This window comes from Lentimicrobiaceae bacterium (genome assembly GCA_028697555.1).
Classification (GTDB): Bacteria; Bacteroidota; Bacteroidia; order Bacteroidales; family UBA4417; genus UBA4417.
Genome location: JAQVEX010000051.1, coordinates 1 through 18458, shown reverse-complemented (window position 1 = coordinate 18458; position 18458 = coordinate 1). Strand labels below are relative to the sequence as shown.

General features: G+C 36.1%; 15 protein-coding genes and 1 tRNA gene. 9 read left to right on the top strand and 7 right to left on the bottom strand.

Going from position 1 to position 18458, the window contains the following annotated elements:
- Positions 1 to 198 (top strand): hypothetical protein (locus PHP31_08315; protein MDD3739278.1); only part of this gene is annotated, 198 nt, incomplete at its 5' end.
- On the opposite strand, the gene PHP31_08310 is transcribed toward PHP31_08315, so the two are convergent.
- Positions 176 to 1270, bottom strand: coding sequence for an AI-2E family transporter (locus PHP31_08310; GenBank protein ID MDD3739277.1), 1095 nt, complete (start codon positions 1268 to 1270; stop codon positions 176 to 178). The genes PHP31_08315 and PHP31_08310 overlap by 23 nt on opposite strands.
- A 127-nt stretch (positions 1271 to 1397) precedes the next feature.
- Between PHP31_08310 and PHP31_08305 the strand changes: the two genes are divergently transcribed.
- The 4 genes from PHP31_08305 (at position 1398) to PHP31_08290 (ending at position 5952) form a co-directional block, all read left to right on the top strand.
- Positions 1398 to 2252 (top strand): hypothetical protein, encoded by an 855-nt coding sequence (locus tag PHP31_08305; protein MDD3739276.1) that lies wholly within the window; start codon positions 1398 to 1400, stop codon positions 2250 to 2252.
- Positions 2240 to 3187, top strand: a complete 948-nt coding sequence (locus PHP31_08300) for a lysophospholipid acyltransferase family protein (protein ID MDD3739275.1) — start codon at positions 2240 to 2242, stop codon at positions 3185 to 3187. Before PHP31_08305 ends, PHP31_08300 begins: the two co-directional genes overlap by 13 nt.
- A 19-nt stretch (positions 3188 to 3206) precedes the next feature.
- Positions 3207 to 4643, top strand: coding sequence for a lipid A deacylase LpxR family protein (locus PHP31_08295; protein MDD3739274.1), 1437 nt, complete (start codon positions 3207 to 3209; stop codon positions 4641 to 4643).
- Positions 4644 to 4803: 160 nt separating this feature from the next.
- Entirely contained in the window at positions 4804 to 5952 is a 1149-nt protein-coding gene (locus tag PHP31_08290) for a CapA family protein (GenBank protein MDD3739273.1), read from the top strand.
- 185 nt (positions 5953 to 6137) lie between these two features.
- Here the strand turns inward: PHP31_08290 and aroC are convergent, their stop codons facing one another.
- The 6 genes from aroC to PHP31_08260 all read right to left on the bottom strand — a co-directional run bounded on the left by aroC (position 6138) and on the right by PHP31_08260 (position 14885).
- Positions 6138 to 7223, bottom strand: a complete 1086-nt coding sequence (aroC, locus tag PHP31_08285) for a chorismate synthase (GenBank protein MDD3739272.1) — start codon at positions 7221 to 7223, stop codon at positions 6138 to 6140.
- 8 nt (positions 7224 to 7231) lie between these two features.
- On the bottom strand, positions 7232 to 9505 hold the full coding sequence (locus PHP31_08280; GenBank protein ID MDD3739271.1) for a 3'-5' exonuclease: 2274 nt from the start codon (positions 9503 to 9505) through the stop codon (positions 7232 to 7234).
- Positions 9506 to 9815: 310 nt separating this feature from the next.
- The gene (infB, locus tag PHP31_08275) at positions 9816 to 12914 is read right to left on the bottom strand and encodes a translation initiation factor IF-2 (protein ID MDD3739270.1); all 3099 of its coding nucleotides are present in this window, start codon (positions 12912 to 12914) and stop codon (positions 9816 to 9818) included.
- Positions 12915 to 13017: 103 nt separating this feature from the next.
- Entirely contained in the window at positions 13018 to 14268 is a 1251-nt protein-coding gene (nusA, locus tag PHP31_08270) for a transcription termination factor NusA (protein ID MDD3739269.1), read from the bottom strand.
- Positions 14269 to 14279: 11 nt separating this feature from the next.
- Positions 14280 to 14726 (bottom strand): hypothetical protein, encoded by a 447-nt coding sequence (locus tag PHP31_08265; protein MDD3739268.1) that lies wholly within the window; start codon positions 14724 to 14726, stop codon positions 14280 to 14282.
- Between the two features lie 88 nt (positions 14727 to 14814).
- Positions 14815 to 14885, bottom strand: a tRNA-Gln gene (locus PHP31_08260).
- A gap of 206 nt (positions 14886 to 15091) precedes the next feature.
- Between PHP31_08260 and dprA the strand changes: the two genes are divergently transcribed.
- The 4 genes from dprA to PHP31_08240 all read left to right on the top strand — a co-directional run.
- Positions 15092 to 16189 (top strand): DNA-processing protein DprA, encoded by a 1098-nt coding sequence (dprA, locus tag PHP31_08255; GenBank protein ID MDD3739267.1) that lies wholly within the window; start codon positions 15092 to 15094, stop codon positions 16187 to 16189.
- 4 nt (positions 16190 to 16193) lie between these two features.
- A complete protein-coding gene (gene rsgA / locus PHP31_08250) occupies positions 16194 to 17111 on the top strand; it encodes a ribosome small subunit-dependent GTPase A (GenBank protein ID MDD3739266.1) in 918 nt (305 codons plus the stop codon).
- 15 nt (positions 17112 to 17126) lie between these two features.
- Complete coding sequence (gene dtd, locus PHP31_08245; protein MDD3739265.1) at positions 17127 to 17579, top strand: D-aminoacyl-tRNA deacylase; 453 nt, start codon at positions 17127 to 17129, stop codon at positions 17577 to 17579.
- 499 nt (positions 17580 to 18078) lie between these two features.
- Positions 18079 to 18458 (top strand): DUF4290 domain-containing protein (locus PHP31_08240; protein ID MDD3739264.1); only part of this gene is annotated, 380 nt, incomplete at its 3' end.

The following is an 18458-nucleotide window of genomic DNA, read 5'->3' as shown; positions in this document are numbered from 1 at the left end:
CCCATCACTCATCACTCATCACTCATCACTCATCACTCATCACTCATCACTCATCACCCATCACTCATCACTCATCACTCATCACTCATCACTCATCACTCATCACTCATCACTCATCACTCATCACTCATCACTCATCACTCATCACCATTCACCATTCACCATTCACCATTCACTATCTTTTACTCTTCTTCCTAAACAGCTTATGAAAATCAATATAATGTTTGGTCTCTTTTTTCTTCGTACTTGCCAAAAACGGATTGCACTTTGAGTTTGGGATATATTCGTATCTGTACAAATTTATACACAAGAACAACAAGGAGATTAACAAAGGTCCGAAAATTAATCCCCAAAAACCAAACATTGGAATACCAAGTAAAACCCCAAAAACCGTAATGAGCGGGTGTATGTCTGCCAATTGTTTTTGTAAGATAAATCTGGCAACATTATCAACTCCGCCTATAACAACAAGTCCGTATATGGTTAAGCCTATGGCTCCAAGATAGTTGGCAGCAACAACTTCGACGATTACAAGCGGCACCCACACTGCCATGGTTCCTACAACAGGTATTAAAGAAGCGAAACCTGTCAGTATAGCGTATAGTAAGGCACTATTGATTCCGAAAATTTTGTAGCCCAAATATGCAAAAATGCCTTGAATGACTGCCAATAGCGGGATTCCTATTGCATTTGCCAAAATAATCGATTGTGTTTCTTTAACAAGTAAAGATTTATTGTTTTCAGAAAAAGGTAAAATATCTCTGATTAAGTTTTCAAAAGCTTCGCTTTGATAAAGCATATAAAACAGCACGAAAACTATAATCACAATATTAATAATTAGTGAGTACAAACTTGAGACTAATGCCTGAACTAAATTTCCGCCTATTTTGGAGACAAACTTAATATTTTCGGGAGTAAAAATTTCAATACCTGTTTTAAGTTCTAATTGCTGTATAAAGGTATCTAATCTTTGTTTTATCATCACCGTATCTATAGATACGCCCGACAACGTATCGACGACTAAGAATGCTATTCCGGATATGGGTATCAAAAAGCAAAGCAAAGCTTCGAGAGTTAAAAATGTTGCAGCAAGAGACTTTCCCCATTTTCGCTTTACAGTCAGAGCCTTTAATTGAGGTCGTAACAGTACATACAAAGTAATAGCACCTAAAAAACCGCTAAAATAAGGTCGCAGTTCTTTTATTACAACAAATGCTAACACAAGGGTTATTAGCAGTAATATATATTTTTTCTTGTCAGTATTATTCATCTTTAGTTTTAATTTTATTTAATAACAGGCACAAAAGTAGTCGCTTTGCTATTTTAAACCAACTTTATCGATTAAAAAATTATGAATTAGCACATTTTTGTACCTTTGTCTTTTACCACTGACGAAAATGAATAAAAAAACATTTTTATACACGACGTTACTTCTGCTATTAGTTTGCTATAGAAGTTTTTCGCAAGATATGCAAAGCGCTCGCGGTTGGAATTTAGGTCTTAATTTTGCCGGATATTACGTTTCGCCGTACACGGCAAACTACTACAACGGAAGTGAGAAAAATGAAAATAAAATCTCGTATGTTTTTGATAATTATTATTGGTATCAGGAAATAAAGAATTACTTTAATGAACATGAGCCCGGCTCTACTGTATACGATACCATGGTATTAGGCGATTTGCCACAAAATATGAAATATAATTTTGCAGTTAGCCCAGGCTTGTTTATGCAATATAATTTCAATGATTTATATTCTATTACCATGCAGTTCAGCTATTTGAAACTCAAAGTTAAAGATGCTATTTCCATAAATTTTAATCCAAAGCCCTATCCTACTTTCGATGATATAAGATTATTCTCTATTCAAGGACTTGAACGTCGTGTATATATTGATATTTCCATTCGAAGAAATTTCATTAAACATGACAATTTAAAGTACTTTTTATCTGCAGGATTTAACCTAAACAGCACCAAAGTGCTCAAATCATTTGTGTACATTGGCAACAGGGAATATTCTATGATAAACATATATGGCAATAATCCGTACGTACCAAATACAGGCATGCAAGAGTTTGAAATTTATCAGGGTGGCATAGGATTTGGCACTAATTTGCAAGGCGGAGTTTCTTTTATTTTCAACAATGTAATTTGTGTTGAGCCATACGTTACAGCCCATTACTTAAAAGTAAACTTAGAAGGCTACACTTCTAAGCGTCCGGGCGTGGGAGCAGGCATCAGATTTATTTACTAACACACTTCCCTACTCTAATGAAAATTTTATCTTTTGTATCCTTTATTTTTTACGGAATCTTCTCCAAACTTCTGTCTTTGGTTCCCTTTAAATTATTGTATATACTGTCGGATATGATGTATCCGATTGTATATTGGGTAATAAGATATAGGCGCAAGGTTGTAAGGTATAACTTAACAAGTTCTTTCCCAAATAAAAGCAAGAGCGAAATTATTGCCATTGAAAAAAAATACTATCGCCATTTGTGCGACCTAACATTGGAGAGTTTCAAGACAAGTAGCATGTGTGTTGAAACAATGAAAAAAAGGTACAAAGTTGTTAATAGCGACGAAATTAACAAACAAATTGCAGCAACGAACAAAAGCATATTGGTATTGGCATACCACTACAATAATTGGGAATGGGGAACTACAGCGCCAGGTTTTCAGTTTAATTACCCCGCAGTAATTGTTTATCACAAAATTTCAAATATTTGGATAGATAAACAAATGAAAAAATCCAGGTCGAAATACAGTACTATTATGGTTCCTACTGAAGAAACTTCAAGGGCTTTTAAAAAACACACAGATAAGCCTCATTTGTTTTATTTGGTTGCCGACCAGTATCCGACTGCTATAAGATTTTCGTATTGGAAAAAGTTTTTGGACAAAGAAACATCATGGTTTTCGGGTCCCGAAATTTATTCGAGAAAATATAATATCCCTACTTATTTATTGTCAATTAAGAAGATGAAAAGGGGTTACTACCAATTGTATTACAAAAAAATTTCGGATACTCCCAAAGATTTGCCTAAACAAGAAATAACAAGACTTTACGTAGAAGAATTGGAAAAACAAATTATGGAAGAACCCGCATATTGGATATGGTCGCACAAGCGTTGGAAAAGTATGCCCGACGACAGGGGTTCTTACTTTAATCCGTACAATAAATTGTAACTAAAGCAATTTGCTCAGAATGTCGTTGTTGAAAAAATATTTGATGTTGTTTCTCACAATTTCCTTATTGTCGTCTTGTAGTGAAGATGGACAGAAAACACGTTATTCTTCAAATTTTTGTTCAACCGATACCTTATTTATTACTTCAAACAGCATTATTACATCAAATAAAAGTTTTTTTTATTCGTACATAGCCAACAAAAAAACAAGTACAATTGATAATGTTTATTTTACCGACAAGAAAAGCATTCTTCTCATTGTTGTTGATGTTAATGATACTCCGACACATATTACATTCGTAAATCACGATTGTGTTGTTGTTGACAAATTCGGAAAAATGAATTTTACTTCTTCCAACAAAATTATTCCACCAAAACAAAAAAATCGTGCTAAAAAGATTATAAAACCAAAGACTACTACATCGAACCAAAAGCAATTGACCGACACTATTCATCGCGACAATTTCAGGGATATAAAAAAAGTAAAACGCATAGTAAGCGATTACGAATTTGACAACACTGTAAAAAGTACGGAGTCGTTGAAATCGTTGCCTATAGAGTGGGTTATTCATAAAACAAAAACTGAGCGTTACTTTTTTGTAAGTTTTGAAAACGACCTGATAACCCACCCCAACACCGACCGCTATTACACAAACGGCATAACGCTTGGCACGCAGTCGCCAATGTTAGGTTTGTGGAAAATTAATTCCTTAATGATACCATACCGCAAGGATGCTTATGTTACGTACAGACTTCACATTGTACAAAACATGTACACACCATCCGACACCAGAATTTATCCTGACTTAAGCTCCGACCGTCCGTACTCGTCAACTTTATATTTTACTTATGATAAGATAAATGCGAACTCTCAAAATAAAACCGTATTCTCATCAAGATTTCAATTGGGTTATTTAGGTCCGTACTCGCCCGGAGCATATTTACAATCAACTATACACCATATATTTCCAACCAACGACCCTCCATTAGGCTGGGAATCACAATTAAAGTCGGATATTATTATAGGCTACGGCTTAGGATATAAGAAAACATTTGTCAATTCTAACTTAATAGACTTCAGCGCCGAAAGCAACGCAGAGCTCAGTACTTTGAAAACAAATTTGAATTTGGGAGTGAATTTTATTTTCGGCAAATACAAATCGGATTACACTAGCACAAGCAGTGGTAATAAGTTTAACATTAACTTTTTTCTGAAACCTAAATTGTATGTGGTTGGCTACAACGCGTTGCTACAAGGCGGAGTTATTAACCCTTCAAATGTATATACCATAAAGTACAGCGATGTATGCAAATTTGTTGCCTACGGCGAATTTGGTATTCATTTCAGTTATAAAAACATTTTGGGTATAGAAATTGCTCAAACGTATATAAGTCCTGAGTTTAAAAACGGATTATCCCATAAATGGGGAAGTATAAGGGTTACGATTAGCTATTAGCTGTTGGCTATTGGCTATTGGCTAAGTTTGGCTAAAGGCTAAAGGCTAAAGGCTAAAAGCTAAAGGCTAAAGGCTAAATACATATGCTTCAATATAATCAACGGCGTTTATTTCAATGTTTTATCTAACAGTAATAATTAACTTTGCAAAAAAAAGATTTATGACGAAAAAACGTTTTGCATTATTACTTTTGTTGCTATTTGTTGTTAACTACACTGCATTGGGTCAGAAGCGACATTTGGCAGCAGATACTAACAATAGCGATGTTGCCAACAAAGTAAGTCTCATGTTCGTGGGCGACATTATGCAGCACATGCCTCAAATAACTTCGGCTAAAGTCGGCGACGACGAATACGATTATAACCATTGCTTTAAACACGTTAAACCGCTACTTAGTTCCGCCGATTTTACCATAGTTAACTTAGAAACCACACTCGCTGGCAAACCGTACAGTGGCTATCCGCAATTCAGCGCTCCCGATGCCATAGTGCCGGCTCTTATTAATTCGGGTGTAGATATTATTTCTACTGCCAACAACCACTCCTGCGACAAAGGTGCAAAAGGCATAAGAAGGACTATTGCTGTTTTAGACAGCTTGAATGTTGAACGCATCGGCACTTACCTTGACTACAACGATAAATACGAAAAACATCCTTTAATAATCAATAAAAACGATATTAAAATTGCTCTTTTAAATTATACTTACGGCACAAATGGATTGCCTGTTCCAAGTCCGCTTATGGTAAATTTAATTCACTACGATTCTATTCGGAACGACATCGAAACTGCCAAACTCCTGAAACCTGATAAAATAATCGTTTATATACATTGGGGAACCGAATATCAGCTTTTACCGGATTCATCTCAGATAAAAACCGCAAATTTTCTGTTCGATAACGGTGTAGATATTATTATCGGGTCGCACCCACACGTTGTTCAGCCCATGGCTTGGCATAAAAGAAACAATATCAATGAGAAAGATAAACTTGTAGTTTGGTCGCTCGGAAATTTTGTTTCAAACCAAAGGAAAATAAATACTGACGGCGGTGCTATGGTTAAAATTGAAATTGAGAAAAAGGGAAATTTGTCTTACATTAAAAATGCAAACTATTACCTAACTTGGGTTAACATAGCTGCTGACACTAATTCGAAAAAATACAACATTTTACCTTCGTGGTATATTGATAACGATACGATAGTTGAAAAAAATCAAAAAGTTGCCTTCGACCTATTTTTAAACAATACCAGAAAGCATTTAAATATAAACAATATTAATATTTCGGAAGGCGAATCAATTGGTGATTGGTGATTGGTGATTGGTGGTGAGTGGTGAGTGGTGAGTGGTGAGTGGTGAGTGGTGAGTGATTAGTGATGGGTGATGGTTTTTTTTGAAGGTAGAAGTTAGAAATTAGAAATTAGAAATGGTGTTTCGGGTTGCGGGGCAATTATCAATGAAGAATTAGCAATTAATTAATAATTGTACATTGCCAATGGCTAATGGCTAAAAGCTAAAGGCTTATTGTTACCTAGTAAAAATAAATCCAACAACGTAATAGCCACAACAGCCTCAACTACAATAACAGCTCTTGGAACTGGACAAACGTCGTGGCGACCTTTTATGCAAATTTCTCGTTCGGTGTTGTTTTCGTCGACGGTATGTTGTTTTATTCCAATTGAAGAAATAGGTTTAAAGGCTACTCTGAAAAACAAATCGTTGCCGTTGGTTATTCCGCCTTGTATTCCGCCGTCGTTATTGGTTTTGGTTTTTATTGTGTTGTTTTCGAGATAAAAGGAATCATTATGTTGCGAGCCAAGCATTTTGGCAGCTTCAAAACCTTTACCAAACTCAAACCCTCTGACTGCATTTATACTGAATATCGCAGCTGCAACACGGCTTTGAACTTTATCATAAATCGGTTCGCCCAAGCCAATAGGCACATTTTCGACAACACAGGAAATAGTACCTCCAATTGTATCTTTTTCAGCTTTCAGTTCGGAGATTAATGCTTCAGCTATAGTGTTGAAATCGCGATTAGGATTTCTGAATGTGCTATTATAAATATCCGACCTATCGCAGAAACCGTACATGTTTGTATCGGTAATATTTCCTATCGAAGAAGTCCAAGCTGTTATGTTTATATTTTTTTTATTTAAAATTTGTTTTGCAATAGCACCAGCAACTACTCTCACAGCTGTTTCACGTGCCGATGCTCTGCCTCCTCCCCTATAATCTCTGATGCCGTATTTTTTATAGTAAGTATAGTCGGCGTGCGAAGGTCTGAAAACATCTTTTATATCGTCGTAGTCGCTGCTACGTGCATCAGTATTATTGATGATAAAGGCTATTGGCGTACCCAAAGTAGTATTATTATACAAACCAGACAAAAATTGCACTTTGTCTGTTTCGTTACGCTGAGAACTATGCTTAGAGGCTCCTGTACGTCGATATTCCAACTCTTGGTTTATTTTTTCAATATCAATCACTATCCCCGAAGGGCAGCCGTCAATAACACCTCCTACACATACTCCATGCGATTCGCCAAAAGTTGTTAATCGGAAAATACTGCCTATGCTGTTCATAATATTTTTTACTTAACAATTTCTAACTTTGCAAATCTAAGCAATAAATGTTTAACACCCACTGCTTTAAAATTAACCTTTGCTTTGGCATTAGCTCCGCTACCTTCAACCTTAATAACCTCGCCTACTCCAAAGCTATTATGCTTAACCTGCATTCCTTCTTTAATTTCTGAAATATCAGCAATTTTGCTATCATATTTGGCAGTTTTTTCTTCGGCTTTTTCAATAAAAGCATCATCGCTTTTACCTGAGATTTTCCTCATGAATTTTGGAGTTTTACTCTCCGATTCATTAAGTTTCAGATATAGGTCATCGACATATCGAGTGTCAATCTCATCAATAAAGCGACTAGGCTCGGCAAGTACAAGCTCGCCCCAACGATACCTGGTTTCGGCGTGAGAAATAACTACATTTTTTTCGGCTCGAGTAACCGCAACGTAAAACAAACAGCGTTCTTCTTCCAAATCGTCTCTATCGCCAATTGACATAAACGAAGGAAACAAATTTTCTTCGACACCTGCAATAAAAACCTGCGGAAATTCCAATCCCTTTGCCTGATGTATTGTCATAAGCGACACTTTATCATCGTCGTCTTTATCTTGGGTATCTTGGTCGGTAAGCAGACTTACTTCTTGCATAAAAGCTCCCAAGTTTTTATTTTCTATAGAAATTTCGCCTGTAAGTTCATCGCTGTTGCTATCAACATAATCCTGAACGGCATTGAACAAGGATTCAACGTTTTCCATACGACTAACTCCCTCGGGAGTGCGGTCGCTATCAAAGTGGGCGTACAAACCGCTGGTTTTAGCAATGTGCATTGCCAAATTGTAAGCATCGAGAGTGAACATAAGAGCCGAAAAACTTTGAATCATTTCTACAAACTTTTTAACAGCGTTAAAAGCTCGTGGCGTAAGTTTATTTTCATACTTGGAAAAATCAATTAAATAATTCCAAAATGTAATTTCTTCTTTTTCAGCCTCTAACTTGAGAGTTTCAATAGTTTTATTTCCTATACCTCGCGTTGGATAATTGATAACACGGCTGATAGCCTCTTCGTCGTGCGGGTTAACGGCAAGTCGGAAATAAGCCAAAAGGTCTTTTATTTCTTTTCGCGAGTAAAAAGAAACTCCGCCATAAATGCGATAAGGTATGTTTAATTTGCGTAGCGATTCCTCAATTAAACGCGATTGGGCATTGGTACGGTACAAGACTGCAAAATCGCTGTTAAGCAATTGCTTGTTCATTTTGTTTTCGAAAATAGCACCTGCAATAAACGTTCCTTCTTCCTTATCGGAAGCACATTTTACTATCCTAATCTTATCGCCTTCTTCATTTTCAGTCCAAATAGTTTTTTTAATCTGATTTTTATTTTTTTCAATGATACTATTGGCAGCTTTAACAATATTTGAACTAGACCTGTAATTTTGTTCTAACTTAAACTGGTTGTAGTCGGAATAGTCGTTTTTAAAGTTTAAAATATTCTGAATATTTGCTCCCCTGAATGCGTATATACTTTGAGCATCGTCGCCTACAACGCAAATATTTTGATAGCGCTTAGCCAATTGCTTAACTATAAGGTATTGAGAGAAGTTTGTATCTTGATATTCATCGACCAATATGTACTTAAATTTTTCTTGATATTTATACAATACCTCCGGAAAATCTCTCAACAAAATATTTACATTAAACAAAAGGTCGTCGAAATCCATGCTTTGCGACTTAAAAAGACGAGCCTGATAAATTTCGTAAATTTTTCCGATAAATGGCTTCTTGGTATTTCTGTCGTATTCCCATATTTCGCTATTATTAATGTATTCCGCCGGAGAAATCAAATTATTTTTAGCTCCCGAAATTCTGTTAAGCACTTCGCGTGGCTGATAAGTTTTTATATCAAGCTCTAAACTATTAACAATGCTTTTTATCAGATTTTTACTGTCATCGGTGTCGTATATGGAAAAGTTTTGAGTGTAACCCAATAGTTTGCCTTCTGTTCGGAGTATGCGAGCACAAACGGCGTGAAAAGTCCCCATCCAAACGTAACGAGCCTCACTTCCAACAAGGTTGACTATACGAGTTTTCATTTCATTGGCGGCTTTGTTGGTAAAGGTCAAACATAAAATATTGAACGGACTTACACCTTTTTGTAAAAGATATGCAACTCTGTAAGTAAGGGTGCGTGTCTTTCCGGAACCGGCTCCGGCTACTATTATAACAGGACCTTCGGTACATTTTACCGCCTCTTGTTGAGTTTCATTTAACTGACTTAACAATTCGCTATGCATTAATAATAACTTTCAGTTTGGTAATTAAAATTTTTAAATGTAGAAAACAAATCCAAAAATAATAATCCTACAAGAATTATTACCATTATTAAGTAAAAATGGTTTTTTTATTACTGTCGGATAGGTAAAATTGGCTGTTAGCTCTTAGCTCTTAGCTTCTAGAATTAGAAATTAGAAATTAGAAATTAGAAATTAGAAATTAGAATTACCAAATTTTAACTCAAAACTTCTGACTCTCTACTCAAAACTAACACGCAACACGCAACACGCAACACGCAACCCGAACCCCGCAACCCGAACCCCGTAGTTGTTACAGTTTTCTCTTTATTTCAATTTCTTCGTACCCTTCGATAATGTCGCCGACAATTACATCGTTGAAATTGGCAATATTGAGTCCGCATTCGTAACCTGCGGAAACTTCTCTAACGTCGTCTTTAAACCTTTTGAGTGAGCCCAATGTTCCGGTATGAATAACTATACCATCGCGAATAACTCTGATTTTGGTATTACGGTTAACTTTTCCGTCAAGCACCATACATCCTGCAATTGTACCCACTTTTGATATATGAAATACTTCTCTGACTTCGATGTTACATACGATTTTTTCTTCAATTTCCGGAGCAAGCATACCTTCGATGGCTTGCTTAATTTCGTTAATAGCCGAATAAATAATTGAATATATTCTGATATCAATTTCTTCCTTTTCGGCTAATCGTCGTGCATTTGGAGTAGGTCTTACTTGGAAACCTATAATAATTGCGTTAGAGGCTATAGCTAAGGAAACGTCGCTTTCGGTAATAGCACCAACACTTTTGTGTATAACATTTACTTGAACCTCAGGATTGCTCAGACGTAACAATGAGCCTGATAAAGCCTCGATAGAGCCGTCGACATCACCTTTAACAATAAGGTTAAGCTCTTTGAAATCGCCTATTGCGATACGTCTTCCAATTTCGTCTAAGGTAACATGTTTTTGTGTGCGTAAACCGACTTCTCGAGAAAGTTGTAAACGCTGATTGGCAAGGTTTTTTGCCTCGCGTTCGTCGCGCATAACTATAAATTTATCGCCCGACTGCGGTGCTCCGTTAAGACCAAGTATTGATATTGGCGAACCCGGCAAAACTTCCTTTACTTGTGCGTTTCTTTCGTTAAACATCGACCTTATCTTTCCGCAAACAGTACCGGCTACAACAAAATCGCCAACTCTAAGTGTTCCGTCTTCGACAATACACTTCGACAAATATCCTCTACCCTTATCCAGCATAGCCTCTATAACTGTTCCCGACGCCAAAAGCGTAGGATTAGCTTTAAGCTCTAGCATTTCGGCTTCAAGCAATACTTTTTCGAGTAATAAATCAACGTTTATACCTTTCTTAGCTGATATTTCCTGACTTTGATATTTTCCGCCCCAATCTTCAACCAAAATATTCATTTCGGATAACTGTTCCTTTATTTTTTCAGGCTTAGCCTCAGGCACATCTATTTTATTTATAGCAAAAATAATTGGCACACCTGCTGCCTTAGCATGGTTTATAGCTTCTTTGGTTTGGGGCATAACGCCGGAATCGGCAGCGATAACAATAATAACAATATCGGTTACTTTGGCACCTCTAGCACGCATAGCTGTAAAGGCTTCGTGACCGGGAGTATCTATAAATGTGATTTTGTTACCACTTTTTAACTTAACTTCGTAAGCTCCAACGTGTTGTGTAATTCCACCGGCTTCGCCTGCTACAACGTTGGCATTTCTGATATAGTCAAGCAGAGAAGTTTTACCGTGGTCGACGTGACCCATTACAGTAACGATAGGTGTACGCGAAGTAACCTTTGTCGGGTCGCCAACGTTTTCTTCAACAATTGCAAGTTCCTGAATATCGGTGCTGGCAAATTCAACGCTAAAGCCAAATTCATCGGCTAATATAGTAATGGTTTCGGCATCTAAACGTTCGTTTATTGAAACAAACACGCCAAAACTCATACATTTTGAAATAACTTCGGTAACAGGCACGTCCATAAGGTTAGCCAAATCATTGACGGTAATAAACTCAACTACTTTAAGCACTTTGCTTTCCGATTCTTGTTGTGCAAGTTCTTCTTGCTTCTGCTGATGTGCGGCTATTCGTTTTTCACGACGATACCTCGACGATTTAGATTTTGTTGTTCCACTCAAACGTTGAAGTGTTTCGCTAATTTGCTTTTGGATTTCTTCGTCGGTTAGTTCGGGCTTACGCTCTTCTCTTGATTTTCTTCTGCTCGAAGGCTTTTCTTTATGTTTGCCTTTTTCTTTTACGGCTGTATCGTTACTAATTGGCGTAACAGTGGTCGTATCGACTTTAGTTTTGCTAACTCTTTTACGTTTACGTTTTTTACCTTTCTTATCGTCGGCATCCGAAGATGAAGCTACAGGTTTTCTTGACGTTTTAGGCTTTTCGGGTAATTCAATTTTATCGATAATATTCGGTCCTTCTAATTTTTTGAAACGTGTTTTGATAAAATTGTCATCATCTTTAGAATAAACACCAGGTTGTGAAATGGGAGTCGGTGCGGGTTTTTCTGCCGGTTCTTTTTCAGTTGCCTTAACTTCCGCCTTTTCTTCAGTAGCTTGTTTATCTTTTTCTAAATCCTTTTCTTCAACTTTTTCAGCTTTTTCAGCTTTTTTATCTACCTTTTCAGCTTTAGCAACTTCTTTCGCCGATTTCTTTTCCGGTTTTGCTTTTCCCTTAGGTTTGGCAAATTGATCAATATCAATTTTACCTAATACTTTTGGTCCGCGAATTGTCTCAATGCTTTCCGATTCTGCAGCAACAATCACAGTTTCGTCAGTAGCTTCACCATCAACTTTATCTGTATCGGCAACAACTTCTGGTTTTTCCTGTTCTGCCTTATCAGCAGCTGGTGTAGCAGATTTAGCATCTTCTGTATCAGGAGTAGCAACTTCAGTTTTTTCTTTATCTTTTTTGCTTACTGTAGCTTTTTTCTTTGTGGTTTGAGTTTTTGGTTTGCTTTCTGCCTCTTCTTTGCTATCGTCGGGCTTTACATCTGTTTCGGGTTGCGCATCCGACTTAGGCGTTTCCTCTTTCTTTTTGGCAGCTTTAACTTCTTTGGTAGGTTCGGCTGGAGTTTCGTCGACAACTTCTTTGGTTTCTTTTGTTTTCTCAGCACTCTCTTCCTTTTGCTTATCTTTTAGCTCGGTGTATTCGAGTTTAATTGATTGAGCGCTTTCTTTAGCAACCTTGTCGCGAGCGAAAGTCTCTGCCAAAAGAGCATACATTTCAGCTGTAAGCTTAGTGTTAAAGTTAAATTCCTCTTCGAAACCATTTTTCACCAAAAGGTCAATAACTCTATCAACTCCTACATTGAATTCTGTAGCGGCTTTTCCTAATCTAACTGTCTTGTATGCTTCTGCCATACTCTATTCTTTTCTATATTTATTTTAAATATTTTGCAAAGGTAATACAATTAAACCTTTATTTGTAAATTACTTTAATTTTTGTTAAAAAAGTGAACGATTTTTATTCGAATTCCGATTTTAAAATCTTTCTAACTTCAATAATAGTTTCTTCTTCTAAAGTAGTTCTTCTAACGAGTTCTTCGACACTGAGTTCCAAAACACTTTTTGCGGTATCGCAACCTATGCTCTTAAGGTCGTCAATAATCCATTGTTCGATTTCGTCGCTAAACTCTTGTAATTCAACGTCTTCAAAGTCGGTATCGTTATCCGAATCTCTATATACATCTATTTCATAACCTGTAAGTTCGCCTGCAAGTTTAATGTTATGTCCGCCCTTACCTATCGCCAAAGAAACTTGATCGGGTTTCATAAAAACGTTTGCTCTTTTGTTTTCTTCGTCGATAACAACTTTAGTTGTTTTAGCAGGACTAAGCGCTCTTTGAATGTATAGAATCGTGTTGGTTGTGAAATTGATAATGTCAATATTTTCACTTCTAAGTTCTTTAACTATACCATGTATTCTAGAACCTTTAACACCAACGCATGCTCCAACCGGATCAATTCTATCGTCATACGATTCAACAGCTACTTTTGCTCTTTCGCCGGGGTGTCTGACTATTTTTTTAATGCTTATTAATCCGTCGTAAATTTCGGGGACTTCCAATTCTAACAAACGTTCGAGAAATATGGGTGCTGTACGCGACAAGACTATTGTTGGCACATTTTTACGCATTTCTACATCGTAAACTACGGCTCTGATAGTGTCGTTTTTGCGGAAAAAGTCGCCGGGTATTTGCTGACTTCTTGGAAGTGTAAGTTCAATATCTTCATCGTCGAGAATTAAAACTTCATTTTTCCATGCCTGATAAACTTCGCCGGTAATAACTTCCCCAACTTTATCTTTGTATTTTCGGTAAATGATGTCCTTTTCGTACTCCTGTAGTTTTGAGACTAATATCTGACGGACAGTAAGAATTTCGCGACGACCAATTTCGGAAAGATATATTGGCTCAATTACTTCTTCTCCTATCTCAAAGTCAGGCTCAATTTTTATAGCTTCCGAGAGTTTAATTTCCAATGTTTCATCTTCCAAATCGGCATCATCGACAATTGAACGTTTACGCCATATTTCCAAATCGCCTTTATCCACGTTTACAATAATATCGATATTTTCGTCGGTACCGTATTTTTTTATCAACACACTTCTGAAAACATCTTCTAAAATACGCATAAGCGCTTCTCTGTCTATATTTTTAAACTCCTTAAATTCGGCGAAAGTATCAACCAAATTGATATGTTCGTTTTCTGCCATTTTATTTCAATTTAAAATTTAATTATTTGTTTTGTTGTTTTTACGTCGTTGTAATTGATACAATGCGTAATTGTTTGTATTTCTTTTTTTATTTTTTTGGTTTCAATAAGTTCAAAGTTTTCATCATTAACTTTGCTTATAACACCGCTAATTTTTTCTTTGTTTTTCAATACTACCGCAACTTCATCATTAATATGATTTTTGTACTGCCTTATTAATTTTAGCGGCGAGCCTAATCCGTACGACGAAACCGTTAAGTTATAATTGTCGGATATGTTTTCTTCTAAAATTTTATTCAAGCAAGAGCTAATTTCCGAGCAATTATCAATGCTAACACCGTTGTCGCCATCAATAAAAACACTTATGTCGTCGTCTTTAATCTTTACCGAAACAACAAAAAGGCTTTCGTCTTTGATGCAATCATTTGTCCAATTAATAAGTTGTTCTTGAGATATCATATTTTTTTACAAAAAAAGGGGACTGCAGCCCCCTACACTTTTTAAAATCTACTCTTAAACGTCAAAGCAAGCTAATGCCTCAACTTTGTTGTCCGACCAGGATTCGAACCTGGACTAAAAGAACCAAAATCTCTTGTGCTGCCGTTACACCATCGGACATTTTTCAAATTTGAGAGTGCAAAAGTATAACTATTTTCTGAATTAACAAAAAAAAATGCAAATTTGATTGATTTTTAAATGCTTATTTTAGCAAAACATCCTTAAAATAAGAATTACTACATTAATGATAGCAGATAACAACATGTTTTAAACAAAATTACTTAGCAAAAGCTGTTAATGTGGGCATTAATTATATTTTTGCACTGATGAATGATTTGTTATACAAAATTGGCATAACGTTAATTCCGGGCGTTGGCTCCGTAACGGCAAAGCAACTTATCGCTTATTGTGGCGGAGTAGAAGGCGTTTTTAGAGAAAGAAAATCGGCTATTAGAAAGATACCTGGAGTTGGTCCGAAATTAGTTAATGCTATTATAAATCATAATGTGTTTGAGCGTGCCGAACAAGAAATAGAATTTATTAACAAAAACAATATCAAGGTCAGTTACTATTTAGATAAAGATTATCCTTATCGTTTGAAGAATTGTAACGACAGTCCCATACTGTTGTTTCACAAGGGTAACACTTTTGAAAATCACGAGCATGTATTAGCTGTTGTTGGCACACGTAATGCTACCGAATATGGTAAAAGCATTTGCAAAGAAATTATTCAAGATTTGGCTCCCTATAACCCCACAATAATAAGCGGTTTAGCTTATGGCATTGACACACAAGCTCATAAATCGGCACTTGACAATAATCTTACCACCTATGCAATTTTAGGTCATGGTTTAGATAGAATATATCCTGAACTAAACAAACGATTAGCAGACAAAATAACTGATTCAGGGGCTTTAGTATCCGAATTTTTTAGCGAAACTAATCCCGATAAGGAAAATTTTCCAAAACGCAACAGAATAATTGCCGGCATGAGCGATGCTGTTTTGGTTATTGAAGCGGGCAAAAGAGGCGGAGCTATTATAACTGCTGAATTAGCCTTTTCGTACAGTAGAGATGTTTTTGCCATTCCAGGCAAAACTAATGACACATTTTCGCAAGGATGTAATGCAATTATTAAAAGAAATGTGGCAGCTTTAGTTGAAAACGCTGAAGATATCGTTAAAGCTCTTAATTGGTCGATACGGAAAGAAAAGAAAACTGTTCAGAAAGAGCTTTTTGTTCAGCTTAACGAGCAAGAAAAGCAGGTTTTCGACTATATAAATAATAATGAAAATGCCGGAATCGACAATATTATGGCAGATATTTCTATGCCTTTGTCTGTTTTATCGCGATTGCTTTTAGAACTTGAGCTTAAAGGTGTTATCAAATGTATGCCCGGCAAAATTTATAAAATTAACAACTAAAAGTATGCAACATTCGGGTTGGGTTTTAAAATCGACTGGTAGCAGTTATATTGTAGAAACTTCGGAAGAAAAGCAATATACTTGCACGCTTAGGGGTTATTTTAGGACTAAAAACATTAGAAGTACTAATCCTATCGCCGTTGGCGACAAAGTTGTTTTTAGTTGCAACAACGACAAGTCCGAAGGAGTTATAACCGAAATTTTGCCACGAGATAATTATTTGAAACGAAGAGCTACAAAACTTTCTAAAAGTTCGCATATTATTGCTTCAAACTTCGACTGCTTCTTTATAATAGCAAGTGTGATGCAGCCCAGAACATCTACCGGCTTCATCGACCGATTGCTAATAAATGCCGAAGCTTTTCATATTCCTGTATATATTGTTTTTAACAAATACGATATTTACACCGATGAAGCCAAACAAAGATATTTACAATTGAAAAAAATATATACCGAAGTCGGTTACAATGTTATAACAACTTCAACTGTAACAAATCTCGGAATCGATGAAATAAAGGGTTTGTTAGAAGGAAAAATCTCCCTTTTTACAGGGCACTCCGGTGTCGGCAAATCGGCTTTGCTAAATTCAATATGTCCTGACTTAAATTTAAAAACAGGTAGTATTTCGGAATACCACAATAAAGGCAAACACACTACAACTTTTGCCGAAATGCACTATATTAAGAAAAACACCTATATAATTGATACTCCTGGCATAAAAGAGTTTGGGCTTATAGATTTTGATGATGATGAACTTCATGAGCGTTATCCAGAATTTAGGCGATTTGCACACAAGTGTAATTTTAACAATTGCACACACATTCACGAGCCTAATTGTGCTGTTATTAGTGCATTGAAGGAAAATTTGATATCGGAAGAACGCTACAACAACTATTTAAACATTTTGAGCGAATTACAATAATAAAAACGAAATAATATGCGTGCTGTTATCCAAAGAGTTAGCAATTGTGAACTAAAAATTAATGGAGATGTGTATTCTGCTATTTCGGGCGGTTTACTTGTCCTGCTTGGGATTGAAGATTCCGACAACCACGAAGATATTGATTGGCTTAGCGGAAAAATTTGTCGCCTGCGAATTTTCGACGACGAAAATGGTGTGATGAATTTGTCGGTAACCGACGTAAACGCCGAAATAATGGTTGTCAGTCAGTTTACGCTTTTTGCAAGTACAAAAAAAGGCAACAGACCATCGTACATAAGAGCTTCGAAACCTGAAATTGCAATTCCTTTGTACAACGAGTTTGTCGAAAAAATAAAATCAGAAAGTAATTTAAAAGTAGCTACAGGCGTTTTCGGCGAAAATATGGATATTTCTTTCACAAATAATGGTCCCGTTACAATTATTATCGATTCTAAATACAGAGAATAACTCTGCATATTGAATTTATTATCACGTATTTGCAAATGGAACGCCATTCTGTGGCTTATGTTTATGCTTTTGGCTTTTGGCTGTTAGCTGTTAGCCGTTAGCCATTGGCTTTTAGCTTTTAGCCAAACATAGCTAATAGCCAGGAGCCAACAGCTAAGAGCAACTTTGCAATTAAAGATATTTATCGGACAACAAAGGTTTAATTGGTTAATTTTTCATCTCACAACAGCTCTTTCAACGTTGAAAAACATCGAAAATTAATTTACTTATTAACACGCTGTTGTGCAAAAAACACTCTTGCTATACTAAAAAAATGTGTTATCTTTGCCGAGTAATACAAATGTTATATTACTATAATATTTATGAGTTATCAAACATAAATACTATTGCCTACTCCAACTAAATATAGCATTATGTATAGATAGAATTTGTTATTTTATAATTTTGCACAAACGCACAAATTTAACTTACTAATTAAAAAGATTAAACATCTCACTTTATGGAATATAATACCGCACGCGACAAGCTAATTATATCGGAATATGGACGCAACTTCCAAAAAATAGTAAACGTAATAGTAGCTGAACCCGACAAAAAGATTAGAACAGAAATGACCGAACGGTTGGTTGAAATCATGAGTTCTTTCAATACCGAAGTGGCATCAAAGGAAGATTATAAACATACTTTGTACGACCATATTTATATTATGTCGGACGGCAAACTTGATATTCATTTTCCATATCCGTTACCCGCCCCAAAAGAAAATAAAATAGTTAGCAAACCAAAATACAATTCCAACAACATCAAGTTGCGACCGTACGGCAAGTACATACAAGCGATTATAGAAAAAGCCGTTGACTATGAAGACGGATTAGAAAA

Bases quoted from the DNA above. Each gene is read 5' to 3' on its own strand.
- PHP31_08290 (MDD3739273.1), top strand. From the start codon at position 4,804: ATGACGAAAAAACGTTTTGCATTATTACTTTTGTTGCTATTTGTTGTT.
- PHP31_08310 (MDD3739277.1), bottom strand. From the start codon at position 1,270: ATGAATAATACTGACAAGAAAAAATATATATTACTGCTAATAACCCTT.
- aroC (MDD3739272.1), bottom strand. From the start codon at position 7,223: ATGAACAGCATAGGCAGTATTTTCCGATTAACAACTTTTGGCGAATCG.
- PHP31_08305 (MDD3739276.1), top strand. From the start codon at position 1,398: ATGAATAAAAAAACATTTTTATACACGACGTTACTTCTGCTATTAGTT.
- PHP31_08280 (MDD3739271.1), bottom strand. From the start codon at position 9,505: ATGCATAGCGAATTGTTAAGTCAGTTAAATGAAACTCAACAAGAGGCG.
- nusA (MDD3739269.1), bottom strand. From the start codon at position 14,268: ATGGCAGAAAACGAACATATCAATTTGGTTGATACTTTCGCCGAATTT.
- dtd (MDD3739265.1), top strand. From the start codon at position 17,127: ATGCGTGCTGTTATCCAAAGAGTTAGCAATTGTGAACTAAAAATTAAT.
- rsgA (MDD3739266.1), top strand. From the start codon at position 16,194: ATGCAACATTCGGGTTGGGTTTTAAAATCGACTGGTAGCAGTTATATT.
- infB (MDD3739270.1), bottom strand. From the start codon at position 12,914: ATGGCAGAAGCATACAAGACAGTTAGATTAGGAAAAGCCGCTACAGAA.
- PHP31_08295 (MDD3739274.1), top strand. From the start codon at position 3,207: ATGTCGTTGTTGAAAAAATATTTGATGTTGTTTCTCACAATTTCCTTA.
- dprA (MDD3739267.1), top strand. From the start codon at position 15,092: ATGAATGATTTGTTATACAAAATTGGCATAACGTTAATTCCGGGCGTT.
- PHP31_08265 (MDD3739268.1), bottom strand. From the start codon at position 14,726: ATGATATCTCAAGAACAACTTATTAATTGGACAAATGATTGCATCAAA.